This is a genomic window from Pseudoalteromonas sp. XMcav2-N (genome assembly GCF_024124545.1).
Lineage (GTDB): Bacteria > Pseudomonadota > Gammaproteobacteria > Enterobacterales > Alteromonadaceae > Pseudoalteromonas.
Window position 1 is genome coordinate 14,733 of sequence record NZ_JAMXSF010000005.1, and the last position, 25,023, is coordinate 39,755.

Annotated in this window: 28 protein-coding genes; 23 read left to right on the forward strand and 5 right to left on the reverse strand. The window is 46.0% G+C overall.

Features of this window, described 5'->3' with window-relative positions:
* Nucleotides 1-139: 139 nt before the first annotated feature.
* Together NH568_RS08120 and pabB are read right to left on the reverse strand one after the other, a co-directional pair.
* Nucleotides 140-697, reverse strand: a complete 558-nt coding sequence (locus NH568_RS08120) for a CoA pyrophosphatase (protein ID WP_253046191.1) — start codon at nt 695-697, stop codon at nt 140-142.
* Nucleotides 694-2,034: an aminodeoxychorismate synthase component I gene (gene pabB / locus NH568_RS08125; RefSeq protein WP_253046192.1), complete on the reverse strand. Its 1,341-nt coding sequence runs from the start codon at nt 2,032-2,034 to the stop codon at nt 694-696. Before pabB ends, NH568_RS08120 begins: the two co-directional genes overlap by 4 nt.
* Before the next feature lie 225 nt (nt 2,035-2,259).
* Between pabB and NH568_RS08130 the strand changes: the two genes are divergently transcribed.
* The 10 genes from NH568_RS08130 (at nt 2,260) to NH568_RS08175 (ending at nt 12,530) form a co-directional block, all read left to right on the forward strand.
* On the forward strand, nt 2,260-3,786 hold the full coding sequence (locus tag NH568_RS08130; protein WP_253046193.1) for a fumarate hydratase: 1,527 nt from the start codon (nt 2,260-2,262) through the stop codon (nt 3,784-3,786).
* Between the two features lie 411 nt (nt 3,787-4,197).
* The gene (locus NH568_RS08135; protein ID WP_253046194.1) at nt 4,198-5,238 is read left to right on the forward strand and encodes a Glu/Leu/Phe/Val dehydrogenase; all 1,041 of its coding nucleotides are present in this window, start codon (nt 4,198-4,200) and stop codon (nt 5,236-5,238) included.
* 55 nt (nt 5,239-5,293) lie between these two features.
* Nucleotides 5,294-5,941, forward strand: a complete 648-nt coding sequence (locus NH568_RS08140; RefSeq protein ID WP_253046195.1) for a CatA-like O-acetyltransferase — start codon at nt 5,294-5,296, stop codon at nt 5,939-5,941.
* A gap of 395 nt (nt 5,942-6,336) precedes the next feature.
* Nucleotides 6,337-7,107, forward strand: coding sequence for a DUF3450 domain-containing protein (locus NH568_RS08145; protein WP_253046196.1), 771 nt, complete (start codon nt 6,337-6,339; stop codon nt 7,105-7,107).
* A 6-nt stretch (nt 7,108-7,113) separates the two neighbouring features.
* Nucleotides 7,114-8,478: a MotA/TolQ/ExbB proton channel family protein gene (locus NH568_RS08150; protein ID WP_253046197.1), complete on the forward strand. Its 1,365-nt coding sequence runs from the start codon at nt 7,114-7,116 to the stop codon at nt 8,476-8,478.
* Nucleotides 8,478-9,002, forward strand: coding sequence for a MotA/TolQ/ExbB proton channel family protein (locus NH568_RS08155; protein ID WP_010381817.1), 525 nt, complete (start codon nt 8,478-8,480; stop codon nt 9,000-9,002). The genes NH568_RS08150 and NH568_RS08155 overlap by 1 nt, the downstream gene beginning before the upstream one ends.
* Before the next feature lie 14 nt (nt 9,003-9,016).
* The gene (locus NH568_RS08160; protein ID WP_010381814.1) at nt 9,017-9,421 is read left to right on the forward strand and encodes a biopolymer transporter ExbD; all 405 of its coding nucleotides are present in this window, start codon (nt 9,017-9,019) and stop codon (nt 9,419-9,421) included.
* Complete coding sequence (locus NH568_RS08165; RefSeq protein ID WP_253046497.1) at nt 9,421-10,035, forward strand: TonB family protein; 615 nt, start codon at nt 9,421-9,423, stop codon at nt 10,033-10,035. Before NH568_RS08160 ends, NH568_RS08165 begins: the two co-directional genes overlap by 1 nt.
* 12 nt (nt 10,036-10,047) lie before the next feature.
* Entirely contained in the window at nt 10,048-11,310 is a 1,263-nt protein-coding gene (locus NH568_RS08170; protein WP_253046198.1) for a tetratricopeptide repeat protein, read from the forward strand.
* A gap of 203 nt (nt 11,311-11,513) precedes the next feature.
* Entirely contained in the window at nt 11,514-12,530 is a 1,017-nt protein-coding gene (locus tag NH568_RS08175; protein ID WP_253046199.1) for a hypothetical protein, read from the forward strand.
* Here the strand turns inward: NH568_RS08175 and NH568_RS08180 are convergent.
* Nucleotides 12,517-12,870 (reverse strand): TraR/DksA C4-type zinc finger protein, encoded by a 354-nt coding sequence (locus NH568_RS08180; protein WP_138553350.1) that lies wholly within the window; start codon nt 12,868-12,870, stop codon nt 12,517-12,519. The two genes, NH568_RS08175 and NH568_RS08180, sit on opposite strands and share 14 nt — an antisense overlap.
* Before the next feature lie 35 nt (nt 12,871-12,905).
* Nucleotides 12,906-13,898, reverse strand: coding sequence for a tRNA-dihydrouridine synthase (locus NH568_RS08185; RefSeq protein WP_253046200.1), 993 nt, complete (start codon nt 13,896-13,898; stop codon nt 12,906-12,908).
* A gap of 164 nt (nt 13,899-14,062) precedes the next feature.
* On the opposite strand from NH568_RS08185, the gene NH568_RS08190 reads away from it, so the two are divergent.
* The 12 genes from NH568_RS08190 (at nt 14,063) to NH568_RS08240 (ending at nt 23,533) form a co-directional block, all read left to right on the forward strand.
* Nucleotides 14,063-14,503 carry a hypothetical protein gene (locus NH568_RS08190; protein ID WP_253046201.1) on the forward strand — a complete coding sequence of 147 codons (441 nt, stop codon included), beginning with the start codon at nt 14,063-14,065 and terminating at the stop codon, nt 14,501-14,503.
* Between the two features lie 25 nt (nt 14,504-14,528).
* Entirely contained in the window at nt 14,529-15,365 is an 837-nt protein-coding gene (locus tag NH568_RS08195; protein WP_253046202.1) for a DUF692 domain-containing protein, read from the forward strand.
* A complete protein-coding gene (locus NH568_RS08200) occupies nt 15,365-16,111 on the forward strand; it encodes a putative DNA-binding domain-containing protein (RefSeq protein WP_253046203.1) in 747 nt (248 codons plus the stop codon). Before NH568_RS08195 ends, NH568_RS08200 begins: the two co-directional genes overlap by 1 nt.
* 149 nt (nt 16,112-16,260) lie before the next feature.
* On the forward strand, nt 16,261-16,383 hold the full coding sequence (locus NH568_RS23975; protein WP_268795172.1) for a hypothetical protein: 123 nt from the start codon (nt 16,261-16,263) through the stop codon (nt 16,381-16,383).
* Nucleotides 16,384-16,558: 175 nt separating this feature from the next.
* A complete protein-coding gene (gene apt, locus NH568_RS08205) occupies nt 16,559-17,104 on the forward strand; it encodes an adenine phosphoribosyltransferase (RefSeq protein WP_253046204.1) in 546 nt (181 codons plus the stop codon).
* Between the two features lie 6 nt (nt 17,105-17,110).
* Nucleotides 17,111-19,594: a DNA polymerase III subunit gamma/tau gene (gene dnaX / locus NH568_RS08210; protein ID WP_253046205.1), complete on the forward strand. Its 2,484-nt coding sequence runs from the start codon at nt 17,111-17,113 to the stop codon at nt 19,592-19,594.
* Nucleotides 19,595-19,662: 68 nt separating this feature from the next.
* Nucleotides 19,663-19,989, forward strand: coding sequence for a YbaB/EbfC family nucleoid-associated protein (locus NH568_RS08215; protein ID WP_138553356.1), 327 nt, complete (start codon nt 19,663-19,665; stop codon nt 19,987-19,989).
* An 87-nt stretch (nt 19,990-20,076) separates the two neighbouring features.
* Nucleotides 20,077-20,658 carry a rhomboid family intramembrane serine protease gene (locus NH568_RS08220; protein WP_253046206.1) on the forward strand — a complete coding sequence of 194 codons (582 nt, stop codon included), beginning with the start codon at nt 20,077-20,079 and terminating at the stop codon, nt 20,656-20,658.
* Between the two features lie 257 nt (nt 20,659-20,915).
* The gene (locus NH568_RS08225; protein WP_253046207.1) at nt 20,916-21,674 is read left to right on the forward strand and encodes an alpha/beta hydrolase-fold protein; all 759 of its coding nucleotides are present in this window, start codon (nt 20,916-20,918) and stop codon (nt 21,672-21,674) included.
* A 14-nt stretch (nt 21,675-21,688) separates the two neighbouring features.
* Nucleotides 21,689-21,991: a DUF1330 domain-containing protein gene (locus NH568_RS08230; protein WP_290444166.1), complete on the forward strand. Its 303-nt coding sequence runs from the start codon at nt 21,689-21,691 to the stop codon at nt 21,989-21,991.
* Nucleotides 21,992-22,038: 47 nt separating this feature from the next.
* Nucleotides 22,039-22,890, forward strand: a complete 852-nt coding sequence (locus NH568_RS08235) for an acyl-CoA thioester hydrolase/BAAT C-terminal domain-containing protein (protein ID WP_253046208.1) — start codon at nt 22,039-22,041, stop codon at nt 22,888-22,890.
* A gap of 262 nt (nt 22,891-23,152) precedes the next feature.
* The gene (locus NH568_RS08240; protein ID WP_253046209.1) at nt 23,153-23,533 is read left to right on the forward strand and encodes a hypothetical protein; all 381 of its coding nucleotides are present in this window, start codon (nt 23,153-23,155) and stop codon (nt 23,531-23,533) included.
* A 232-nt stretch (nt 23,534-23,765) separates the two neighbouring features.
* On the opposite strand, the gene NH568_RS08245 is transcribed toward NH568_RS08240, so the two are convergent.
* Complete coding sequence (locus tag NH568_RS08245) at nt 23,766-23,996, reverse strand: hypothetical protein (protein ID WP_138546720.1); 231 nt, start codon at nt 23,994-23,996, stop codon at nt 23,766-23,768.
* Nucleotides 23,997-24,383: 387 nt separating this feature from the next.
* Between NH568_RS08245 and NH568_RS08250 the strand changes: the two genes are divergently transcribed.
* Nucleotides 24,384-24,989: a DUF998 domain-containing protein gene (locus tag NH568_RS08250; protein ID WP_253046210.1), complete on the forward strand. Its 606-nt coding sequence runs from the start codon at nt 24,384-24,386 to the stop codon at nt 24,987-24,989.
* Nucleotides 24,990-25,023: the final 34 nt, after the last annotated feature.

Sequence of the window (25,023 nt, forward strand, 5' to 3'; positions counted from 1 at the left end):
AAGTAACCCATTTCACAGCAAAATTGTATACAGTTTTGGTTGGGCTAGAAGTGGATATAGCCAATGAGCGGCAATAAGTACTCGAAAGCGTACAAACTCATTTGGTTATAGCGCAATTTGATGGCAAGTTTTAGACAGGTCAGGCCACTCTGGCAAGTAGCTGCTGAACTATTTTGGCAGTCGCCCCCCAGAGTAACCCGTGCTCTGTCATCAGGCCGTTAAATGTCACTGATTTGCCCCGCAACTGGGTCTGAACTGGTTGCCAGGCGCGTTGTTGTGCAAGCAGAGATAACGGCAGAGTAAATACCTGTTCTACTTCATCGCTGTGCGTTTCCCAGGTTGCATTGTGATTTAAAACTGCCAGAACAGGTGTTATGCGAAAGCCTGTCAGTGTGGTGTGTAAAGGTAACACCCCAACGGGGTTAACTTGCTGCGGATCAAGGGCAATTTCTTCCTGACTTTCACGTAGTGCTGTGGTGATCACAGAGGCGTCTTGTAATTCAACTTTGCCTCCCGGAAAACATAGCTGACTAGGGTGGCTGCGTAGTTGAGCACTGCGTTTGCAAAGTAGCATCGAGGCTTCTCCATTCACCTCTAACAGTGGCACCAAAACGGCACTTTCCTGACCTTGTCCTAAAACAGGTGTCTGGTTTGAGTCGCTCAGGCTAAAGCGACTTATGACGTGTTGTAGATTCATAGGATGGGCAGTATCTTGTTCACCTTGTGATAAGTCTCCTGATACTCTAACTCACAGTCGGAGTCTGCGACAATCCCTCCACCGGCCCAGCAGTAAATTTTTTGCTGATGACACACTAATGTTCGGATGGTAATCGATGTGTCCATCGCACCACAGGCACTAAGATAGCCTACAGAACCACAATAGGCGCTACGTCTGTGCGGCTCTAATTCTTCAATGATTTCCATTGCGCGGATCTTTGGTGCTCCTGTGATAGATCCGCCGGGAAATGCGGCTTTAAGCTGGTCGACTGCGGTTTTACCTTCTGCGAGTTGAGCGGTAACAGTACTGACCAGATGGTGTACGGCAGGGAAGCTTTCAATTTCAAATAGTTTGGGAACCTGCACACTGCCTGGCTTAGCCACTTTGCCAAGGTCGTTGCGCAGCAGATCGACAATCATCACGTTTTCAGCACGATCTTTGGGGCTGCGCTGTAAAGCCGCTGCCTGCTGTGCATCCGCCTGCTGATCTTGTAATCTGGGCAAGGTACCTTTGATTGGTTTGGTCTCTACCTGGCCTTGACGCACTGAGATAAAGCGCTCTGGAGATACCGACACAATGGCATCTTCTCCAAGGTTAATAAACGCAGAGAAAGGTGCCTGGTTCTTAGCTCGTAAGGTTTTATAAGCACACCAGGGTGAACCCTGGTACTCGGCACTAAACCTTTGTGCCAGGTTTATCTGATAACAGTCGCCACTTTTCAGATAAGCATGGATACGGGCAAATTTGGCGGCGTATTCGGTCTGAGTCATATTTGCCTGCCAATGACTGGTCAGGGTAAATTTATCCCCTTCGTGGCGATGTTGCTCAATGAGCGAGCGGTAAGTACTGAGTCGGTTGTAACCTGGCTGAGTAACAAAGTACCAGCGATTAAGGCGATTATCACGGATCAGTGCATCAGGATAAAGGCCGGCTACCATATCTGGTATTGCAATGTCCTGTACTGCACTTTGAGGTATGCTTTCTATATATCTGCCAAGATCGTAGCCAAAGTAGCCGAGCCAGCCGCCACAAAAGGGGAGGTCTGGATGTGAAATGGCTTTCAGTTCAGCCAGTTTCTCTTGCATGATAGTGAATCCGTCTCGCTCAACGTGCGCACCATCAAGATAAAATTGCCCAGCTCTGGCTTCGAGTATGCACACTGGGTTGATACTCATGATATCAAACCGGCTATTCTCGTGTTTAGCATCGCTGGAGTCGAGCAGTATCGCCAGCGGCGCAGAGGCAAGGGTGTCGAACACCTCAATGGTTGACAAAGAAATGTCTAGTTCAATGGTGTTATTACCTGGATTTGTCATTAACTGAACCCGAATGCTAGCCCGAAACGGGCGAGGAGGGTATCATAATTGTCATTGAATCCATAGCGTGTTTGATTGCATCCCACCTTGTGAATTTGGATAAGCACAGGACTTTAGTCGCTAATCTGTGATTGCGATACTCACTTTTAGCAAGATGGTATATAATCGCGCCTCTCAATAAACACCGGTTTACCTCGTCACAGACCGGAGAATAAAGGAACCGTCATGAGTACTATTCGTCAGCAAGACTTTATTGACAGCATCGAAGATGCGTTACAATACATTTCTTACTACCACCCATTAGATTTTGTTCAGGCTTTAGAAAAAGCGTACGACAAAGAACAAAGTAAAGCAGCTAAAGATGCGATTGCACAAATCTTGATTAACTCTCGTATGTCTGCAGAGGGCAAGCGTCCGTTATGTCAGGATACGGGGATCGTGACCTGTTTTGTAAAGGTCGGTATGGATGTTAAATGGGACAAGACGGACCTGACTGTACAGCAAATGGTGGACGAAGGTACACGTCGTGCTTACACCAATCCAGATAATCCGTTGCGTGCTTCCATAGTTGCAGACCCTGCTGGTGCGCGTAAAAACACCAAAGACAATACGCCTTCTGTTGTGCACATCGATATGGTACCGGGCGCCGAGGTTGAGGTGATGATAGCAGCCAAGGGTGGTGGTTCAGAGAACAAGACGAAAATGGTGATGCTGAACCCATCAGACGATGTTGCTGCCTGGGTAGAGAAAACGTTACCGACTATGGGTGCTGGCTGGTGTCCACCAGGCATGCTGGGAATAGGTATCGGTGGTACTGCTGAAAAAGCAGCAGTATTGGCAAAAGAGTCTCTGATGGATCCGGTTGATATCCACGAGCTTATCGAGCGTGGTGCTGAAACGGCGGAAGAAAAACTACGCCTGGAAATTTTCGAACGCGCGAACAAACTCGGTATTGGTGCGCAGGGCCTGGGCGGTCTGACTACGGTTGTTGACGTTAAGATCAAGTCTGCCCCAACACACGCTGCTTCTAAACCTGTGGTTATGATCCCTAACTGTGCTGCAACTCGTCACGTACACTTTACGCTGGACGGTTCGGGTCCTGCTGATCTTAAAGCGCCGAAACTTGAAGACTGGCCTGAAGTGACCTGGGAAGTGGGTGAAGATACGCGTCGAGTTAACCTGGATGAAATCACCAAAGAAGATATCCAGGACTGGAAAATGGGTGAGACCGTGTTGCTATCCGGTAAGATCCTGACTGGCCGTGATGCAGCACATAAACGTTTGCAGGATATGATTAACTCAGGTGAAGGACTGCCAGAGGGTGTTGACCTGACTAACAAGTTTATTTACTACGTGGGTCCTGTTGATGCAGTTGGCGATGAAGTAGTGGGTCCTGCTGGCCCAACAACATCGACGCGCATGGATAAGTTCACTGATCTGATGTTAGAGAAGACTGGACTGATCGGCATGATCGGTAAGGCTGAGCGTGGTCCAGCTACGGTCGAGTCTATTAAAGAAAACAAAGCCGTCTATCTGATGGCGGTAGGTGGCGCAGCTTATCTGGTAGCCAAAGCAATTAAGAAAGCCAGAGTGGTTGCGTTTGAAGATCTCGGTATGGAAGCCATCTACGAATTTGAAGTAGAAGACATGCCTGTGACTGTTGCCGTTGACAGTGACGGTGTGAATGCCCATACGCAGGGGCCAGCTATCTGGAAAGCTAAGATAGAAGAGCTGGATAGCAAGCTTAAGTAAGCGGTTATCAAGACAGATTTAAAAAGAGGGCGCGGCCCTCTTTTTTTGATCTCCCGGCATTGGGTTTGGCTACAGATATAGCTCACTCCAGGACGTTGGGTATCCACCCCCTCCTGTCTCATCAGACCTGTTGAATTCGTAAAAATAATAGTACGCAAACAAGCCTGTTGACGTTTACGTAAAGATTAACCACCAGAAATTGTAAAAATAACGAAGAATTAAACTCATTTGAATCGACATAATGCATAATTAAGCCAATATATGGCTATTTAATGTATCATGCAGGCAGCTTTAACGCTTTTAGAGTCAATATCAACTCATATTGTGGATTGGATAGTGAGTTAGTGATACAGTTCGATGAATTTCAGCGCTATCTGACTCAAAGTCAGTCTATAACGGAGAACAAACAAAGTGGCTGTATTTAACCAAGTTGAATTTGATAACCACGAACAGGTGGTTTTTTGTTCTGATGAGGCTTCAGGCCTGAAGGCAATCATTGCTGTTCACAACACCAAACTGGGCCCGGCCGTTGGCGGTTGTCGCCTATGGGACTATGCAGACGATGCAGATGCTGTGTACGACGTACTGCGCCTTTCAAAAGGTATGACCTATAAAAACGCGGTTGCTCGTTTGCCTTTCGGTGGCGGTAAATCTGTGATCATTGGTGATGCTAAAAAAATCAAATCTGAAGCGTTATTCAGAGCATTTGGCAGACACCTTGAGCGCCTTGGTGGTAGCTACTACTCAGCCGAAGACGTGAACATCACAACTGGTGATGTGATGACAATGCATAAAGAGACTAACTATGTAATGGGTCTTGAGGGCAAAAGTGGCAACCCGTCGCCGTTCACTGCGCTGGGCACATTCTTGGGTATTAAGGCTGCCTATCAGCATAAGCATGGTCATCAGGACCTGTCTGGCATAAAAGTGTCAGTGCAAGGTCTCGGTGCTGTTGCATATACTTTGTGTAAGCATTTGCACGAAGCGGGTGCTGAGTTATTCGTGACTGATATCAATCAGGCATCGATTGACAGAGTCGTGAATGACTTTGGCGCGACTGCCGTGAGCATTGACGAAATCTATGATCTGGATGTGGACGTTTATGCGCCTTGTGCTTTGGGTGCAACGGTTAATGATGAGACGATTCCTCGTATCAAAGCCAATATTATTGCGGGCTGCGCGAACAACCAGCTTGCTGAGTCCAGACATGGTGAAATCTTACGTGAAAAAGGTGTGCTTTATGCCCCTGATTACGTTATCAACGCCGGTGGTATCATCAATGTGTACTACGAAACTAAGCCGGAAGGTTATAGTGAAGAAGCGGCGACCAAGCATGTTGAAGGCATCTACGATACTTTGACAGAAATCTTTGCTCGCTCTGATGCTGAGCAAAAGTCAACTCACCTGATTGCCGACGAGCTTGCACAGGAGATCATCGCAAACGGTTTGTAATCACCGGACGATGTCATCAATATAGAGGGGGTTATCACTCCCTCTATATTAAACTATGAAACACATTACACCTTCAGACTGGCCTCGAGCTGAGCATTTCGATTTCTACCAGGGCTTTGAACAGCCTTACTTCAACATAACGACTCGCCTTAAAACGGGTGACCTTCATGCTTTATGCAAAAAGCGACAGCTTTCATTTACCTTTAGTTACTTATACTGTCTAAGTAAAGCTTGCCAGCATTATGTCCCGATCCGTTATCGGATAGTAAACGCACGTCCTTGCGTTGTTGATCAAGTTGACATGAGCTGCGTATTCTTGCGTGAAGACAGGAGCTTTCGATTTGTGCCTTTGGTTGCTTGTGAAGGTATCCACGACTACATTAAAGAGAATGAAGTACAAAAAAAAGTGTACCTTGAACAACCTTTGGTTAGTGAACACTTTTTGGAAACTTGTGATAATCCTCAACAACTTTATTTATCTATTTTGCCATGGCTGGATTTTAGTAGTTTTAGTCACGCTCGTAGTGCAAAAGATAACCTGGGTATTCCCAAGTGTGTCTTCGGACGCCTGGATAAACAAACCGGGGAACTGCCATTTTCAGTTGAGGTACATCATGGGTTGATGGATGGTTTGCATGTCGCTGAGTTTATTCAGCAAATAGAAACGCAATGCAAATTACTGTGTGAACAGTTATTAGGCTAAGCATTCCTCCTTCCCTGAATCTGTTGTTGCACGAAAGTGGATGCTTAGCGTCCAAAGAGAAATTAGCTCATTGATATTAAAAGCGAAATTAACTGCCAAATTGGTCAAGAGAAAGGCTGGGTGGAGGCGCTAAATTGCTGTAATAAAATGTAAATAAAGTTGCTTTGTGTATGAAATATAAGTGCTTAAGGTTTTTATTCTTGGTTTCCTTGTTAATACAATGTTTTTTTTCAATTTATTTCATCGCGACAAGCAAAAATTGTTTTAAACATGAAGTTGACATGGGCAATAGCATTTAGCATTATTGCACGGTTGATACTGCTAAAAGTATCCGGGGTACTCTCTAAGAGAGTGCAAAAATTATAAAAGTAACATTACTTAATTGGTTGGGAACTATGTCTGTTAAAATCAGAAAGAGCCTTGTAGCTTCAGCGCTTTTCGGCGCAGCGGCATTTGCAAGCAGCAATGTGATGGCAGATCCTTTGAATGACATACAAAAAGTAGGTCAGCAAACTCAAACGGCTGCTAAAAAGTCTCAAGACAAGATTGATGGTATCTACGGTCAAACTATCGAAATGGTAGCTGAGTACCGTGGAATTGTTGACGAAACAGAACTTCTGAAAGTTTACAACGACCACGTAGCACGTTTGGTTGCAGACCAAAATGCAAATATCGAATCTCTAGAACGTCAGATCGCGACGGTTGATAAAACTAAGCAAGACGTTGTGCCTTTGATGTATCGCATGATTGATACACTCGAGCAATTCATCAAAGCGGACGTGCCGTTTGATACTGAAAAGCGTCTAGAGCGCATCGAAAGACTACGTGAAACGCTTACTAACGCAAAAGTAACGACGTCTGAAAAATACCGTCAGGTACTTGAAGCATACAGCATTGAAACTAACTACGGTTCAGCAATGGTTGCTTCTCAAGGTTCACTTGAAATCAACGGTAAAAACATCAATGTTGACTTCGCCCGTCTGGGCCGTATCGCATTCGTAGCTCAGTCTTTCGACCAGAAGCACGCGTGGGTTTGGAACACCAGCAGCAAGAAGTGGGATGAACTAGGTGAAGAATATCTGAAGCCTATCAAAGACATGATCCGTATCGCACGTGGTCAGGCTGCCCCAGAACTAGTTAAACTACCTATTTTCGGCGCGGAGTAATAAAACATGAAGAAACTATTTAAAGGTTTTGCCGTTGCTGCAGCATTAACAGTTTCTGCTGGTGGCGCGTTGAACGCACATGCAAATACTGATTCTCTGGATAAGATTCTGGAGCAGGTAAAGCAGAACCGTATCTCTGAAGGTAAAATTAACAAAGCTCGCGAACAAGAGTTCCTGTCAGATCGTGCTGACAAGCAAACTTTGCTAAACAAAGCTAAGCGCGACCTGGCTGCTGAAAAAGCACGTGGTGAGCGTCTTAACAAGCAGTTCAAACAGAACGAAGTTACACTAGCAGAGAAAGAAACTGAGCTACTTAACGCTCAGGGTACTCTGGGTGAAATGTTCGGTGTGGTACGTCGTAACGCTGCTGAAGCTATCGGTTCTATCGAAGCATCAATCATCAGTGCTGAAAAGCCAGGACGTTCAGAAGTTCTTCGTTCTCTGGCAGCAGCTAAAGAACTACCAACTACTCGTGAGCTGGAAGAACTTTGGATTGCTTTCCAAACTGAAATGACTGAATCAGCTAAGATCTCTACTTTCGAATCAGAAGTAGCAGAGCTAAGCGGTGACATCAATGTTAAACAAGTAACACGTGTTGGTAACTTCAACCTGGTAACTAAAGACGGTTACGTTGTTTACGATGCAGAAAACAAGCAAATCGTACCACTTGGTAAGCAGCCTTCTTCAGACGTTCTGGCAACTGTTGCTGATCTTCTGAGCACATCTGCTGACCAGTACACACCTTTCGTTGTTGACCCAACGCGTGGTGCTATCCTACGTCTGAACACTCAGCGTGCAACTGTTGAAGAACGTTGGCACCAGGGTGACACTGTAGGTTACATCATCACTGCATTGCTGGCACTAGGTGCGTTGATCGCTGTTGTTCGTTTCCTAGACCTAATGCTGGTTGGTGCGAAGATCAAGTCGCAAATCAAGAACGCTAATAACCCAAGTGACAACAACCCACTGGGCCGCATCTTGAAAGTGTACCACGATAACAAGAACCAAGACGTTGAAAACCTTGAGCTTAAACTTGACGAAGCAATTCTACGTGAAACGCCTCGCATCGAAGCTGGTATCAACATCATCAAGATCCTTGCAGCTATCGCACCTCTACTAGGTCTACTAGGTACGGTTGTTGGTATGATCCTGACGTTCGAATCAATCACACTATTTGGTACTGGTGATCCTAAGATCATGGCAGGTAACATCTCTCTAGCTCTTGTTACTACTGCGCTTGGTCTAATTGCTGCGCTACCGTTAATCCTACTTCACGCTATCGTTGCGGGTCGTAGTAAATCTATCCTACACATTCTTGACGAGCAAAGCGCGGGTATCGTTGCTGCGCACGCGGAGAAGGAGAGAGCATAATGCTAGTCCTGGTGGAGACGTGGGAATCTATCAGGGATTTTGTTGCTACAGGCGGCGATGTATTATACGTGGTCGCGATAGCACTCTTTCTAATGTGGGTATTAATGATTGAGCGCTATTGGTTCCTATTGGCTGAATTTCCTAAAATTAAAAAGGGAATAGTAAGCAGATGGGATGCCCGCCAAGATACTACATCTTGGTACGCACACAGAATCCGCGATGCATGGATTTCTGAAGCGTCTGAAAAATTAGATGAGCGCATGTTGATTATCAAAACATTGGTTGCAATGTGTCCGTTAATCGGTCTATTAGGTACAGTGACAGGTATGATTTCGGTATTCGAAACCATGGCTACACAAGGTACTGGTAACCCTCGATTGATGGCCTCAGGCATCTCAATGGCAACGATACCAACAATGGCTGGAATGGTTGCGGCACTATCAGGTGTATTCTTTAGCACCCGTCTGGAAGCGAGAGCTAAGATGGCTAAAGAAAAACTAATTGATAGCTTGCCACATCACTAGAGAGAGATTTTATTATGGCACGTAAACAACGTTTTCGTGAGGAAGAAGAAGCAGCAGTAGACATGACCCCGATGCTTGACATCGTATTCATCATGTTGATCTTCTTCATCGTTACCACCTCTTTTGTTAAAGAGGCCGGTATTGAAGTTAAAAAGCCAAAAGCTGCGCAGGCACAACAAACTAAGAATGCGAACATCTTTATCGCTATCCGTGAAAACGGTGAGATCTGGATGGACAAGCGTCAGGTTGATGTTGAGCGTGTAAGTGCGAACCTTGAAAATCTGTTAGCTGAACAACAAACCGAGACCGTTATTATCCAGGCGGATAAAGGCGCGAAACACGGTGTAGTTGTTAAGGTAATGGATCAGATTAAGGCAACTGACGACGCCTTGAAGATTTCAATAGCTGGAGCTAAGTGATGATTCGATTTCTGTTTTCACTTCTTGCAGGTGGGGCAGTAACCTTCGGCTTATTCTTCTTTATGTCCTATCTTATCTCAGGAGGAGCGGATAGGGCTGACAATAAGAAGGAAGAGATCATAGTCGAGATTATGTCGAATCCGCCTGAATCAGATGTGCAGGAGAGGAAGCGTGTACCGCCTCCGCCTCCTCCACCGCCTAAGCAGCCGCCTAAGCCGCAGCCGCCTCAGCCTGAGAATGCTAACCCGAACGCAGGTGCAATTGGCTTTAATATGCCTAGCATCGACATCGGTGGCACAGCTGGTGGTTTAAGTGGTCCTGGTGATTTCGGTCGTGACGGTGAAGCAACACCTATCGTTCGTATCGAACCTAAGTACCCGCCTCAAGCAGCGCGTGATGGTAAAGAAGGCTGGGTTCAGCTGCGCTTTACAATCAATGAGCTGGGTGGTGTAGATGACATTGAGATCATCGATGCTGAACCAAAACGTATCTTCAACCGTGAAGCAAAACGTGCGCTTCGCAAGTGGAAATACAGACCTAAAATCGTTGATGGTAAGCCGCAGAAACAACCTGGTATTACTGTTCAACTCGACTTTAAACTTAACCAAGGTTAATAGGAGTAAGATATGAAGCAAATGTCTAAAGCAACAGCTCTTGCTCTGATGATGTCGTTGGCTGGCGGTGCGTTAAGCACCGCAGCAGTTGCCGCTCCGGATCCTGCGAAGATCGAAGCGCGCAAAAACGCCAAAACCAAGGTTATGGGTGAGCGAGTTGGTAAAAAGGTTATCAAAGCGTTTGACCTGTATAACGAAGACAAAGTCGATGAAGCAATCGCGTTATTGCTTGAAATCGACGCGTCTGATGACTTCGACCGTGCTACGGTTAACCGTTATTTAGGTAACCTGTATGCTCAGAAAGAAGACTATCAAACAGCGATTAAGTACATCCGTCAGGCGATAGCGCCAGACGTGTTGAACTTTAAAGATCATGGCGATCTGATCAAGCTGTTAGGTGACCTTCTAATTGGTACTGAGCAATACGAAGGCGCGAAGAAAGCTTACTATGACTGGATGGATTTTACCGGTGAGCAAGATGCGAAGGTATATGGTCGTATCGCTCAAGCCAACTATGAACTTAAAAAGTTCAGAGATGTTATTGAGCCAGCGGACCAAGCTATCGCATTAAATAAAGAAGAGCCAAATAAGTCATTTTATATGCTTAAAATTGGCTCTTACTTTGAACTTAAACAGTTCAACAATGCCGTTAAGGTTGCTGAGGAACTGGTTAAATTGTTCCCTGAAGATCCAGAGTCCTGGACTCGTTTAGGCTCCTTCTACATGCAAACGGAAGACTATAAAAAAGGTCAGACCGTGATGGAAGTTGCATATCGTAATGGCTATTTTGAAAAAGAAAACCATTACAAGATTTTGAGTAGCTACTACTCACTGAACGAGACACCTTGGAAAGCCGCTCAAGTTATGGAAAAAGCGGTTAAAGAGGAAAAGGTTAAGCGTACGAAGCAAAATGTCACAGCGATTGCTAGCTACTTCCACCAAGCCAAACACATTAGTGAAGCGGCAAAGTATTATGAAGAAGCTTCTAAGTTTGAAGACGATGCAGAGTTAATCCGCAAAGCAGGTAGTTTGTTACTGCAGGACCAACAGTATAGTGCAGCCGTTGTTCGCTTGAACAAAGCGTTGGAGCTTGGTTCTAAGAAAACAGGGACAATCTACTCTGATCTGGCAGAAGCTTACCTGTATCAGGAAAAGTATAAGCAAGCATATAGTGCGATTATCAAGGCTCAGGAAGATCCTAGAACGCGCAAATTCGCTCGCAGCTGGGCCTCTTTCATCAAAGAGAAAGCACAGCGTAAAGGTATCAGCCTTTAATTAGAAAGCCCCGAAAGGGGCTTTTTGCTTTTTATTACCCACTAAAACATTGTGGCCTTTATTTGTATCACTCGCGAGGCTTCTACATTAGAACTTTGATTTAAATAACAAAACCTTCCATCAATTTTGATATACTCAAACTACATATGGACCTGAGTGCTAGGTGCACGTCCGCATAGTTGAACAAGGTTGGATAAACGTAAATGAAAATCTCTCGACGTAATATAGTCTGCGCGCTAGTAGCACTGACGATGGCAGCTTGTACCGAGCCACAAGTACAGATCTCATACGAAAACCTGTTGAAACAATTTAAACAGCTCAATTGGTTCGCTTACCAAAACCGTTCAGAGCAGGCAGATATATTGTTGGAACTACCTTTTACAGAGCGTTACCTTGAGCAAAGGCACTATCTGCTTGCGCGAGCGGATCTGGATAGTCTCACCGAGGCGGCAGAGCAAGAATTACAATATCTGTCGATACAACAACGTTATCCAGAACGATTCCAGCCCTGGCCTGCCCATCTAAACATGGCAAAAATCGGACAACAACAGCTTACCTCGTCCCAGCTAGATAATTGGTACAGCTATGTTAAGTCACGTTTGAACGAAGCGCGCGAAAGTAAAATTGTACTTAACCGGATAGAAAAGCAACAGCTACTTGATTACCTAGCGCCTGATATAACCAAGCATTCAAGTGCTGCGCAAGATCTTGTCGCGTATCTAGAAAGTTATCGGGTCAGGTCCTCTTTGGGAATGTATCAGCTGCCTAACGGAAAAGAATGGTATCAGAGCAAACTCAATTTTTATAGCGGCTCTGTTCGATCGCCGGAAGCATTGTTTGGCGAGTTGCAATCTTTGGCGGGTAAAACGAATGAGGCGCCAGTGAAAATTAATGTTGGTACGCATGAGCCCGCTGTGCACCAATTGCTGTCAAACTGTGACAAGGTGCCCGGGCTAAACTGGAGGGATGGATTTGTCTCTCTGAGGCAAACAGTGAGTCAGTGTAAAAAGATACTTACAAAAGGTGAAGCTCAAGTTGCGTTATCTATGATGGAAGTCGATTTGGGTGTGCATTACTTTGCCTGGTCGCAGAAACAAGCTCTGTTGGCACTGCAATCTAGGTTAGCGCTGAATGAAGACCAGGCCTTCGTCGTGCTTAAAAATATCCTTTTCTATCCTGCAACCAGTTTTGTGTTGTTAGATTCAGTTATTTCTGTTTAGCCAGACATTCCAGACACCTTTGTGCGGCAGGATCAGCTGCCAGCAAGGTGTCTTCTATTTTCTTCTCACAATCACAGCAGTAGCCAAACTGGCCTATGTCCATCTGGCAAATTGCCGCTTCAACCTTTACCAGGCGTTCAAAATTAGGAAACTGGCCCGGACAGATGCGATCGGTTGCGATATCAACCCATTCATGTGGCGGTGATGATTGGAGGGTATCGATCAACGCCTCGGTTGCGTGATTACTGGCTTGTTTCAAATCTGCAAGGAACTCGTGCCTGATCTGGTCGAGTTCTGTCTGCAATTTTACCTGATAGTGATTCTTTAAATTCTCATTCATGGCGCTCTTCTCCTTTTCTGAGCATCCATTATCTATTAGGCAGCAGGCTCATTGTTATGATTTGAATCAAGCGCTGGGGACTTTGCGTATTTATCCAGCACAGATACCACGTCATCTTTGCTTTTCAGGCGCTTTATTTCATCAAATAAAGTGTAGGCCTGAGGGTACTGTAACTTTAAGTAACCAAGCCACTGTTTGGTGCGAGATGAGAAATATTTTTCGCCGACTTCGGGGTCCTGGTGCATAGAGGAGTGCAGGATATGATAGACCACTTCTTGCCATTCAAGCGGACGGTATTCGCGCCCTTCCACATGTGCTTTTATTTTAGCTGCCAGGTCGGGCGTCGCCAGGGCACCACGCCCCAACATCAGGTTGTCACAGGCACTGCGTTGTTGACAACGCATGGCATCTTCTACTTGCCAAATTTCGCCATTGGCAACCACAGGAATACTAAGTCGTTCCAAAAGTGGCGGGATTTTCTCCCAATAGGCAGGCGGTTTATAGCCATCGCGTTTGGTACGGGCATGGATCACCAAGCTGGATGCTCCTGCGCTCTGGACAGCATCGACGATTTCAGTGCTGTTTGCATCGTCATCGAATCCGAGTCGAATTTTCGCACTGACCTCATGTTCCAGAGGTACGGCCTCACGCACAGCACGAATAATCTGATAGATTTGCTCGGGCTCTTTAAGCAACACCGCGCCACCTCTACTCTTGTTGACGGTTTTTGCAGGGCAGCCAAAGTTAAGATCGACACCATGTGAACCCAGTTTAACGGCTTTTCTGGCATTGGACGCCAGTGCATGGGGTACCTGACCAAGCAATTGAATACGTACCGGAGTACCTGCTCGTGTCAGGCCACCATTAAGCAGCTCAGGGCAATAACGGACAAACACGCGACGAGGCAAGGTTAAATCAACAACACGGATAAACTCAGTGACACACATATCGAACCCACCCAGGTCCGTGAGTAGCTCACGCATTTTGAAGTCGACAACGCCCTCCATTGGGGCTAAAAATAGTTTCATTATTACCGCACCAGAAAAAATCCGCGCTATTCTATACGAGAGAAGATGATTTATTAATAGGGAAATGGAGATAAAAATTTCTCAAATGCTGAAATAAATATCTTCGGTCCATGGTCTACTAGGCGAATCATTCATTTTATTGCTACCGATTGAGAGAGAACAACATGAAATCAGTAAAGAAAACGAACACACTTGCAATGACACTGGGCGCGGCTGTAGTGACGGCTGCAACATTTGGTGCTCCAGAGGCCGCGGCGAATCCGTTTAGCTTTGAGCAAATGACTGCGGGTTATCAGCTAGACGCTGGAGAGGGCAAATGCGGTGAAGGTAAGTGCGGCGGTGACGCCAAAGGCAAAAAAGAAGGCAAGTGCGGCGAAGGTAAATGTGGCGGTGACGCCAAAGGCAAAAAAGAAGGCAAGTGCGGCGAAGGCAAATGTGGCGGCGACGCCAAAGGCAAAAAAGAAGGCAAATGCGGCGAAGGTAAATGTGGCGGTGACGCCAAAGGCAAAAAAGAAGGTAAATGCGGAGAAGGCAAATGTGGCGGTGATGCCAAAGGTAAAAAAGAAGGAAAATGCGGCGAAGGTAAGTGTGGTGGCCACGCTTAATTGATAACACGGCTAAGGAGTGATAATGACTAAACCATTTGGCAGGGTTGGCATGGGCCTGAGGCGAGAAATGTTAGATGATATCTTGACTACTCCTCCTCAGCAGGTCGACTTTTATGAGGTCGCGCCCGAAAACTGGATGACGCTCGGTGGCAAATTCGCTGCTCAGTTTTCGGAGTTAACAGCCAGGCACCCGTTTGTTTGCCATGGCTTGTCATTATCACTCGGCTCCCCGGCACCATTAGACATCGAATTTGTAAGCGAGTTGAAAACCTTTTTCTCGACGCATAATATTCGTTGCTACAGCGAACACTTAAGTTATTGTTCCGGTGATGGTCATATGTACGACCTGATGCCTATCCCCTTCACGGAAGAAGCGGTAAAGCATACTGCGGCACGGATCAAAGAAGTGCAAGACAGACTAGAGCGCCGTATAGCTGTGGAAAACGTCTCGTATTATGCCGCGCCGGGTCAACAGTTATCTGAGCAGGACTTTACCTTAGCAGTGCTCGAAGAAGCTGACTGTGATCTGCTCTTAGATGTGAATAACATCTACGTCAATTCAATCAATCATGGTTATGATGCCAGTGCATTTTTAGCCGCGATGCCCACTGAGCGTATCGCTTATGGTCACATTGCCGGGCATTATGTCGAAGCAGAGGATTTGCTTGTAGATACCCATGGCGATGCAGTGTGCGGTCCCGTTTGGCAATTATTGCAAGAAGCCTACCGCCTGCATGGTGTTTTTCCAACCTTATTGGAGCGTGATTTTAACATTCCTTCATTACCTCAACTTCTTGAGGAAGTTGATCAGATCCATACTGTGCAGAGTATTGATAAGCTAAAAAGAGGGATTGCCTGATGTCGTTTCAACAAATTCAGGCTGAGTTTATGGCTCATATTAAAGATCCCGATGTCCATCCAGCGCCTGAGGGCATTGAAGACCGCCGTATGCAGATTTACAGGGAGTTGTTCTTTAATAACATTGAGGGGTTTGTTGCTTCCACTTTTCCCGTATTAAAGAGTCTATATGAGGAGCAAACCTGGTTAACTTTGGTGCGTGAGTTTTTCAGTCAGCATGATTGCCAGTCTCCTTATTTTTTAGAGATAAGTCGTGAGTTTTTGTTCTTTTTGCAAGAAGAGTACACAGCAACTCCGTCTGATCCTCCGTTTATACTTGAGCTGGCTCACTATGAGTGGACAGAGCTGGAAGTGGCAATTGCGCAGGAAGTGACAGAAGAAGTGCCTATTCCGCTGCCTTTATCAGAATTATCTGGGTTGCATCTTGCTCAGAGCGCACGCAGTGTAAGTTATCAGTATCCGGTACACCAGATAAGCGTTGAGCATCAACCCCATGAACCGTCAGGACCCCATTGCTTTATTGTTTACCGGGACCGTGCGTTTGAAGTGCAATTCATAGAAACAAACCCAATGACCGCACTCCTTATTCAAAATATTGTTGTTAACCCTGGGATAACTATAGGGGCTTTGGCAGGGATGTTGGCCGAACAGTTTAGCCAGTTTGACGAGCAGACCTTGATCAATGGGGCAATTCAAACCTTAAGCCAGTTTGTCCGCCTTGGCATATTGGTCGATAAAAAAGCATAATACCCCTTTATCGGGCATCTAAGTTCGATTATTATGGGCGCCGTTTTGTCGTGCTTATGCTGAGTGACAGACAAGCGGCAGATCCTGACGTGCCACACCTCAGACCAAGCTGCTTGCGCACCCGGCGCTTAAAAAATAAAGGTAGTAATATGTCTAAAGGTGATTTCAAAGATCCGTTTAACGCTAAGTATTTCCTGGCTTTTGTTGCTGTATTCGCTGGCATTGGTTGCCTGAATGCAATTCTGGGCTGGGCAACGGCACTGAGCGCTTAATCGCTGGTAATAACCTTCTGGTCATACAGAATTAAAAGCCACCTATACTTTGGGTGGTTTTTTTCTACCCGAACATCACGAATTTATTGTGAAATCTGCCCAGCTGGCATTTCATGTGGTTGCTTTCTTGTTATAATCGAGCTCTTTGATATTTAAACTTATTAAGCAATTGATTATGACACAAGCAAACTTGTCACTGATTAAAGACAGCATCGCAACGGTTCCTAACTACCCTAAAGAAGGGATCATGTTCCGTGATGTGACTACCTTATTAGCTAACCCAGCAGCCTTCAAAGCAACTATGGATTGCCTGGTCGAAGCCTATAAAAAGCAGGGCTTCACCAAGATCATTGGTACAGAGTCACGTGGTTTCATCTTTGGTGCACCGCTGGCCTATGAACTAGGCTTACCGTTTATTCCTGTCCGTAAGCCAGGTAAATTGCCGCGTGAAGTGATTAGCCAGTCTTATCAACTTGAGTATGGTGAAGATGTACTGGAGCTGCATGTTGATGCCATCGAAGAGGGCGATAAAGTCCTGTTAGTTGACGATTTATTGGCAACAGGTGGCACCATTGAAGCAACCGCTAAACTAGTAGAGCGTCTCGGCGGTAAAGCTACTGACGCTGCGTTCGTGATTTCATTGCCTGAGTTGGGCGGTGAAAAACGCGTTGCAGATATGGGTATCAAAGTGTTAAAACTGGTCGAGTTCGACGGCGAGTAACCGACTATGAGTTATCAGGTTCTGGCGCGTAAATGGCGTCCACAGTCGTTCCACGAGATGATGGGACAGGAGCATGTCAAGCAGGCACTCATCAATGCTCTGAATGAGCAACGTCTGCATCATGCCTATCTGTTTACCGGGACTCGGGGAGTGGGCAAAACTACTATTGCCAGGATCTTCGCCAAGAGCCTGAACTGTGAGGTGGGGATCACCTCCACTCCGTGTGGCCAGTGTAGTGCGTGTGAAGAGATCGAAGCAGGTAAATTTATTGATCTTATTGAGATTGATGCTGCATCACGTACTAAGGTCGAAGATACGAGAGAAATTCTGGACAATGTACAATATGCCCCAACGCGCGGTCGCTACAAGGTTTATCTGATAGACGAAGTGCATATGTTGTCCAAGCACAGCTTCAATGCTTTGCTAAAAACCCTGGAAGAGCCACCTGAGCATGTTAAGTTTCTGCTGGCAACGACAGATCCGCAAAAATTACCGATTACGATTCTATCGCGCTGTTTGCAGTTTAACCTCAATGCCATGGCACAAAGCCAGATAGTGACTCAATTGTCGCAGATCCTGCCTCAGGAATCCGTCAATTTTGAAGAGACGGCACTGGAAGTTCTGGCCAAGGCAGCAGACGGCAGTATGCGTGATGCACTGAGCCTGACCGATCAGGCCATTGCACAAACCAATGGTGAGCTGACCCTACCAGCCGTACAGCAGATGCTTGGTCTGATGGACAGTAGCCACGCCGTTTTGCTTATGGCTGCGGTGTTATCGCAAGAGGGTGAAACCCTGTTGGCAGAAGTGGCCAATATAGCCCTGAAAAATGGTAACTTCAGCAGTGTGCTGGATGATCTCATCAGCCTGTTGCACCTGGTTCAACTAACTCAGTTGGTGCCTCAGGCAGCTAATTTTGGTCAGTTTGAAGCCGAGCAAGTTAAGACTCTGGCACAGCAGTTATCGCCCCAAGACACCCAGTTTATGTATCAGTTGCTGCTTACCGGCAAGAAAGATCTCAGCTGGGCGCCAGAGCCTAAACTGGGCTTTGAAATGATCATGTTGCGGTTGCTGGCATTTGAGCAAGCCGACTTCAGCCAGGCATCAGGCCCGACGCCTGCTGCTGCAAAGGATCCGGGTAAGGTTGGTAAGCTCAGAGATATGCTGAGCGTAAAGCAGCGTGGTCCGCAAGCTCAGACGAGCGCGGCAGCACCAGACCGTCAGCCACAAGCTACACAAAACCAACCGGTTGCACCTGAGCCCCAGTCTGCGTCGGATCAACAGAATGCGCCTGTGGTTAGTCCAGTGCAAAATAGGGCGTCTTCTCAACAGGAGGGGCCTATGGAGCAAGTCCCGGCTCAGAGTACAGCTCAGCAGGCAACGAGCCCTGTGCAGCAAATGCCTGAATCGCGGGTTGCACCTCAAGTAATTGAATCTCCTGTACAACATACAGAAGCGGCTTTTCAGCAACCTTCTCCTTCAGCACCTCAGCCATCACCTGAGGATGTCTCGATTGAACAACAATATCAGGACATCATGGCACAGGCTGAATCACAAGGATATGAGCAACACCAGAGCGAACCACAGTCTCAGACTATACCTCCTCACCATCAGCATAGTGAGGTGTCTCAGCAGAGTGAACAAACACACACACCGGTTCAGCAGCTGGCACAGAAGCAGCAGCAAGCTCAATCGGCAATTGCTCGAATTTTACAAAACCGACAAATCTCAGGTGCTGGTAAATTGCTTGCAGGAGATGATGAAGCAAAAAAGTCTGAGTCGCAGCAGGGCAGAGGTGCTGTACCTAGCGCTGTTGCGTCAGGCAGGGCTTTTCCGCCGGCCTCGCCGTCAGTTGATAGCCAGACTAGCGGAACGAATGATACTCAGGGACAGAGCCTGCCGCAGCAAGACTTTCAGCCAGCAGCGCCGCTTCGTAAAGCCAAAAAGCCGGATATGGCTGAGCGCTTTAAAAAAGATGAGAGCAAACTGGCACCTGAGTTATTAGAACAATTAGCGCCTCAGGTATCGGACGATCAGCAGAGCCAGGACAATACACTCATTATTCCTGCGCCAGAGAATTTTGTCAGCCCAATCAGCGATATTAAATACGCGCATCAAAAAGACGATTGGGCACAGATGATAGAACACATGCAGCTGGGTGGTCGGGTAAGGCAGTTTGCGCTGCACGCTATGTTCAATCGCCAGGGCCTGCAATGTACTTTGCAGGTTGAGCAAAGCCAGCAGCATCTGGATTCAAATATGCTGAGAGAAAAGCTACACGAGAGCCTGGTTGAAAACTTAAGTGAGCCGGTTGAACTCAATATCGAATTTGTAGATGCAGTGACTAATACGCCGTTTCTTATCCAGCAGGATATAGATCAGCAAAGATATCTTCAGGCGGTCGAAGCAGTGAATGACGATCCCGTGATCCAGGCCTTTGCTCGCGAGTTTGAGGCCTCAGTAGACGAAAAATCGGTAAGGGCATTGTAATTGTGTAAGTAAGCCCTTATCTTGTATCCCATAGAGTTTTAATTTTTTGAAGTGTAAGAGAGCAGACTATGTTTAAAGGTGGAATGGGCAATATCATGAAGCAGGCGCAGCAAATGCAAGAGCGCATGGAAAAAGCCCAGGAAGAGATCAAGAACCTTGAAGTCGTTGGTGAAGCCGGCGCAGGCCTGGTTAAAGTCACTATGCTGGGTAGCCACAATGTACGCCGCGTAGAGATAGACGAAAGCCTGATGGAAGACGACAAAGACATGATCGAAGACTTGCTGGCAGCAGCGGTTAATGACGCAGTACGCCGTGTAGGTGAAGAGTCGCAAAAGCGCATGGCCGACGTCACTGGTGGTATGCAGATGCCGCCGGGCTTCAAAATGCCTTTCTAATTGAACGTTAGAGAAAAATGGCGCCTGATGGCGCTATTTTTTTGCTTAAAATCTGACAACTTCCAACCGGAAACCATAGGGACATAAATGAGTAAGCGTGCGCTGGTTTTTCCAGCCAATTTTAAGCTGGTTTTATATGCAATGGCTGTGATGATTCTGGTACAGCTGTTGGGGAGCGTAATTGGCTTGCCTGTTGGGCGACTCGGGATCATCCCACACAATGAATATTATCTGAGTGGCATTATCACCGCCCCTTTTGTGCATGGCAGCTGGGGTCACTTAATGAGTAACCTGGTGGGTCTCACTATCAGTGGTTATCTGGCCGCGAGGCTACCCAAGTTTAAAAGCGCGACGCTGCTGATCCTGGTTACGACTGGGTTGTTTGTCTGGCTGTTTGCCGGTTCAGGTAATCACATTGGTGCATCCGGTCTGGTCATGGGGTATTTTGGTCTGTTGCTTGGTGCTGCGTTGTTTAATCGCAACGTACTGGCCGTGCTCAGTTTTATTGCCTTACTGATACTCACTTATTATGCCAATATCAGCTTTTTAGCGACTTTGTTCGATTTCTCCGCTCAGACTAGCAGCTCGAGCCATATCTTTGGTTTTCTCAGCGGGCTGGGCGCGGCTTATTTGACCAGGGCAAGTCGCAAGCGGGTGCTGAATAAGTAGGTTCGCTGCTTATTGACTACACCAATCGTCGATTTACCAGTGAGTACCGCAAATTTGGTTTTGTAAGAAACATAACAACTTGTAACGTAGGAAAAAAGTGGTTCTAATAGACTTCTAATAGTTGTTTAGGCCGAGAGTGAGTTGTGTATCGGCTCGAATTAAAAATTTGGATTATGTCTTGTGACGGGACTCAGTCGCAAAAGGAGTTTTATATGTTGAGAGTGAGTATTGTCATACTGCTTTTTTTAGTGTCATCTGTGGCCAATGCCGCGAGTTTTACCATAGTGGAAATGCCCAAGTCGAAATACCTTGAGGAAGCACCCAAGATCACGGTGGCATTACCCGCTTCATATTTCTCACATCCGAGCAAAAGATATCCCGTGCTTTACCTGCTTGATGGTGAACTGAATGGCGAATTAGTTCATGGCATGTTGCAAAGGCTGCACGCATCAAATGGGTCTTACGAACACATAATTGTTGGCATAACCAGTCAAAATCGAATTAGGGATTTTGCGCCAACAGTAAATCAGGACCCGAGAGGGCCTGTTGGCGAAGGGGGTGGGGGAGATGCTTTCTTAGATTTCATTGAAAAAGAGCTCATGCCAACCATCGCTGAAAATTACCGCACGAATCAATTCAATTCACTTGCTGGACACTCTATCGCGGGCTTATTAGTGATCCACAGCTTTCAGTCTCGACCTGTATTATTTCAAAGCTTTTTTGCATTCAGCCCCGCTGTTTGGTGGGGGGCGCGTGAAACCGCAGAAGCAACCAAGAAATATGTTGCATCAAAAGGGCGGGTGAAAAACTATCTCTATATGAATATAGGAAGCGAAGATGGTGAAATGCGCGAGATCTATGACTCTCTGGCACAAACAATATTAAGAAATCGTCATTTAGACTCGCAACTGCAGTTAGACGAGTTTGATGATGAGCCGCACGATTTTACACTGGCCGTTGGCTTGTATAATGCACTAAAAGGGCTGTTTCAGTACCAACAGCAGCAGGCCTTTTAGCAAGGGAGAAGATTATGTATGAATATCTAGTCGGGTTAGAGGTAACGGACGATGAGGTGTACGGCCAGTACCGAACTGCGATGAAGCCTATTTTAGACAGGTATCAGGGTGGGTTTGGTTTCGACTTTATCGTCAGCAAGGTGCTCAAGTCAGAGACGAATGAACCGATCAATCGGGTCTTCACCATTTATTTTCCAAGCAAAGAAATCGCGGATGACTTTTTCATTGACCCCGAATATGTAAAAGTAAAGGCATGCTACTTTGATGCATCCGTTGCGCATACGACCATAATTTCTGGCTATGAGAAGCACAATTGAAGCGTGTGTGTTATTAACCACAAGAATAAATGAATAAGAAGAATAATATGATGTTCAGGCAAATAGTTAAAACGACCCTGGTCGCCTCTCTCTTATTGAGTTCTGGCGTATATGGGGCAGTAGCCCACTTATCGATGGAGAAAGACGGACTGGTTGGTAAGTTCCATTCTTCAGACTCGACAGAGCAGCGAATTGGTGTCCTTGTTCTTGGTGGCTCGGAGGGGGGATTACCCGAAAAACTTGCTCAGCCAATAATCGAAGCTGGCCATCCCACTCTGGCATTGGCCTATTTCAAATCCAAAGGCTTGCCTCAAGAGCTGGAGAAAATTCCGCTGGAGTATTTCACCAAAGCCAAATCCTGGTTACAAAGTCAGCGTAAAGTCTTTCCGGATAAGTTAATTTTGGTTGGCTGGTCAAAGGGTGCGGAAGCTGCATTATTACTGGCAACCCGAGATCCACAGATCTCAAAAGTGGTTGCTATTGCACCAAGTTCAGTTGTTTGGGCGGGAATTCTAAAGGACTGGCAGAAAGTTCCTGCATCGAGCTGGACTGAGCAGGGGAAAGCGTTGCCTCATGTGCCTTTCAAACCCAGTGGACCAGTGAACGGCTTGCGAGATTTATACACTCAGTCGTTGTCAAACCGTGCTGATGCTGACCTGGCAGATATACCCGTTACAGCTATTCGTGCGCAGGTTACCTTAATGTCTGGTGAGAAAGACACTATTTGGCCTGCACCTCAGATGGCAGAAACGATTTGCAACAAGATGAATGCCAAACGCGCCGGACAGTGCGAGCATCTTTACTACGAGGGCCTGGATCACTTGCTGAATTATCAGTTTATTGAGAAAGGTACAGATATGCATCAGTTATTTATTAAAAAGCTCTCTGGTGGCTTTTAGTATGGTCCACTAGTTCAGTGCTGGCTGCACTATTTTGACTATCTAAGCGACGCACAGCATAGAGCTTCCAGCAAAAGGCATTGTTGTAACGAACTCTACCAGACAGATGATCTTTTAAGCGATTTAAAAAGCAATAGATTAGGTTTTTAAAGATGCCCTCTATTTTGGCATTCAGTCGTAGCCAACACAGAGCCGGTAAGTCGATCCAGGCCTGTATTGTTTGACTGTGTGGCGGCGGGCTTTGTTAAGGAGCAACAGAGAAATGTTTTGGAAAATAATGTTTTGGGCCACAGCCCTATTGTTGATCGTGCCTTTACCATTCAAGGTCGGTGCGCTCGTATTAGGTCGGGATACACGATCCCCGTTAGTTATCATTGAAGAGCTATCTAATGCAGTATTTCTTGGCATAGGTTTAATCGCGTTCTGGCAATACGCCTATACCAACGGCATAAGTAATAGTCCTCAGCTATGGAATGGGTGGCTCTTTATTGCTATTGCTTGGTCAATATTAGCGGTATTTAAGTCGCCTAAACTTAGTTATGCGCAGGAAAAAATTGGCAAAACTACAACCGTTGCTGTGAGTGTGCTGAGCACGATCTTTTTTCTGCCTATGTTTGTTGCTGTTTTTAATTACGCAAACTGACTAAAACCTAGATTTTTATATAACGAGCCAGGTGCCATAGAATTAAAGAGCACATTGAGCCAGAGTGATTGTCATGGAAAGCGTACTGCTCAATTTATAAATGTTGATTCAGAGAGCAATTACGATAACAAAGTCGACGGTGAAGGCCTGCCCCAAAGACGCGTATTGCCGAAATGGCCACTTGAGTGGCCATGCTTATCATTACTGATTGGTCAGGTCGAGATGTGTTTGTTTACCAAAACACTTTGGTAACTTTGAGCCTGCCGCCATCGTTTTCACAGGTTGCACCCAGTGTCGGGTTGTAAGTCTGCGAAATTTTGAACCACAGTTGAACCTGATTACTGTCCAGGCATTGGAAGTGATAGTAGCGGAAATCCCCCGGGTTGCTGCCGCGGGCGTGAGTTGTGGTGCTGAGTGTAAACAAACAGGCTGCAACAGCAGCCAAGGTCATAAGCTTTTTCATTTTAGTTTCCTTCATACATTGTTTTGCTCCTTCCACAGATAACGACTTGTTTGTCATTTTATATCGTTAAATGTGAACAAAATTAATAATACGTTACCAGCTCGGTTTTTGTCCACATACTAATTTTGTTCATAACATTCAAATGTCAGACTGATTTTTAAGTCGCAGATATATATAGCTATTTTTTCTTTTCTGCAATCAGTATGGCTATCTCAACTTGGTGTGATAAAGAAAACAGTGGCTGAAGAGTCAGTTTTTTTGCAAATTGATTCGTTTTTAGGTACGTTTAATTAGCACATAATAAACAAATCAAGAGTGCATAAGTGCAGAATAATAAAAAGCGCATATCTGTCATTGACAGCTTTACCTGACCCAAGGAGGAAGCGAATGTTTGAGTTCTTTGCAGCATTATTAGGCCTGGTTGCGTCCATCTGGATTACATTCGGTGTATACATTGCTGGTCGATTTTACCCCAACTACGATCACTTTAATCAGTTCTGCAGCGAACTGGGTGCGTCGGGAAGCCCGACACAAAAGTTGTCTCCCTGGATTAATAATTACCCACTGAGCGTGATGTTTGTGATTTTTGGCTGGCATGTGACTCAGCTGCCGGATGCGAGTATCGCGTTTTATATTACGGGCGGATTGATTGTGTTTCACGGTATAGGTACCTGGTTCGCTGGCTATTTCCCCATGGACAAAGACCCCTATACACTTACGCCGAGCCGACATTGTCAAATCCACTCAACGGCCGGTTCAGTCGTGATGTTAACTTTGCTGGTTGCGCCCGTTATTATCACAATCAGTCCCGACTCCGAACTGATCACGCCGTGGTTTCGTGTATTCTCTGTTTCAGTGGTATTAGCATCGATTTTTTTCACTATCAAGTTGGTTAAAGCATATAAAGCCAGGCAAGGGGCGGGTTTGTACCAGCGTTTGTCCTACTGGACTCAACTTATGTGGTTGAGTGTATTTTCTTTGATGTTGGCGTAATGAATGGTGGTGCCCGGATAAAACATCGGGCACC

Bases quoted from the DNA above. Each gene is read 5' to 3' on its own strand.
- NH568_RS08120 (WP_253046191.1), bottom strand. From the start codon at position 697: ATGAATCTACAACACGTCATAAGTCGCTTTAGCCTGAGCGACTCAAAC.
- pabB (WP_253046192.1), bottom strand. From the start codon at position 2,034: ATGACAAATCCAGGTAATAACACCATTGAACTAGACATTTCTTTGTCA.
- NH568_RS08130 (WP_253046193.1), top strand. From the start codon at position 2,260: ATGAGTACTATTCGTCAGCAAGACTTTATTGACAGCATCGAAGATGCG.
- NH568_RS08140 (WP_253046195.1), top strand. From the start codon at position 5,294: ATGAAACACATTACACCTTCAGACTGGCCTCGAGCTGAGCATTTCGAT.
- NH568_RS08145 (WP_253046196.1), top strand. From the start codon at position 6,337: ATGTCTGTTAAAATCAGAAAGAGCCTTGTAGCTTCAGCGCTTTTCGGC.
- NH568_RS08150 (WP_253046197.1), top strand. From the start codon at position 7,114: ATGAAGAAACTATTTAAAGGTTTTGCCGTTGCTGCAGCATTAACAGTT.
- NH568_RS08155 (WP_010381817.1), top strand. From the start codon at position 8,478: ATGCTAGTCCTGGTGGAGACGTGGGAATCTATCAGGGATTTTGTTGCT.
- NH568_RS08160 (WP_010381814.1), top strand. From the start codon at position 9,017: ATGGCACGTAAACAACGTTTTCGTGAGGAAGAAGAAGCAGCAGTAGAC.
- NH568_RS08165 (WP_253046497.1), top strand. From the start codon at position 9,421: ATGATTCGATTTCTGTTTTCACTTCTTGCAGGTGGGGCAGTAACCTTC.
- NH568_RS08170 (WP_253046198.1), top strand. From the start codon at position 10,048: ATGAAGCAAATGTCTAAAGCAACAGCTCTTGCTCTGATGATGTCGTTG.
- NH568_RS08175 (WP_253046199.1), top strand. From the start codon at position 11,514: ATGAAAATCTCTCGACGTAATATAGTCTGCGCGCTAGTAGCACTGACG.
- NH568_RS08180 (WP_138553350.1), bottom strand. From the start codon at position 12,870: ATGAATGAGAATTTAAAGAATCACTATCAGGTAAAATTGCAGACAGAA.
- NH568_RS08185 (WP_253046200.1), bottom strand. From the start codon at position 13,898: ATGAAACTATTTTTAGCCCCAATGGAGGGCGTTGTCGACTTCAAAATG.
- NH568_RS08190 (WP_253046201.1), top strand. From the start codon at position 14,063: ATGAAATCAGTAAAGAAAACGAACACACTTGCAATGACACTGGGCGCG.
- NH568_RS08195 (WP_253046202.1), top strand. From the start codon at position 14,529: ATGACTAAACCATTTGGCAGGGTTGGCATGGGCCTGAGGCGAGAAATG.
- NH568_RS08200 (WP_253046203.1), top strand. From the start codon at position 15,365: ATGTCGTTTCAACAAATTCAGGCTGAGTTTATGGCTCATATTAAAGAT.
- NH568_RS23975 (WP_268795172.1), top strand. From the start codon at position 16,261: ATGTCTAAAGGTGATTTCAAAGATCCGTTTAACGCTAAGTATTTCCTG.
- apt (WP_253046204.1), top strand. From the start codon at position 16,559: ATGACACAAGCAAACTTGTCACTGATTAAAGACAGCATCGCAACGGTT.
- dnaX (WP_253046205.1), top strand. From the start codon at position 17,111: ATGAGTTATCAGGTTCTGGCGCGTAAATGGCGTCCACAGTCGTTCCAC.
- NH568_RS08215 (WP_138553356.1), top strand. From the start codon at position 19,663: ATGTTTAAAGGTGGAATGGGCAATATCATGAAGCAGGCGCAGCAAATG.
- NH568_RS08220 (WP_253046206.1), top strand. From the start codon at position 20,077: ATGAGTAAGCGTGCGCTGGTTTTTCCAGCCAATTTTAAGCTGGTTTTA.
- NH568_RS08230 (WP_290444166.1), top strand. From the start codon at position 21,689: ATGTATGAATATCTAGTCGGGTTAGAGGTAACGGACGATGAGGTGTAC.
- NH568_RS08235 (WP_253046208.1), top strand. From the start codon at position 22,039: ATGATGTTCAGGCAAATAGTTAAAACGACCCTGGTCGCCTCTCTCTTA.
- NH568_RS08240 (WP_253046209.1), top strand. From the start codon at position 23,153: ATGTTTTGGAAAATAATGTTTTGGGCCACAGCCCTATTGTTGATCGTG.
- NH568_RS08245 (WP_138546720.1), bottom strand. From the start codon at position 23,996: ATGAAAAAGCTTATGACCTTGGCTGCTGTTGCAGCCTGTTTGTTTACA.
- NH568_RS08250 (WP_253046210.1), top strand. From the start codon at position 24,384: ATGTTTGAGTTCTTTGCAGCATTATTAGGCCTGGTTGCGTCCATCTGG.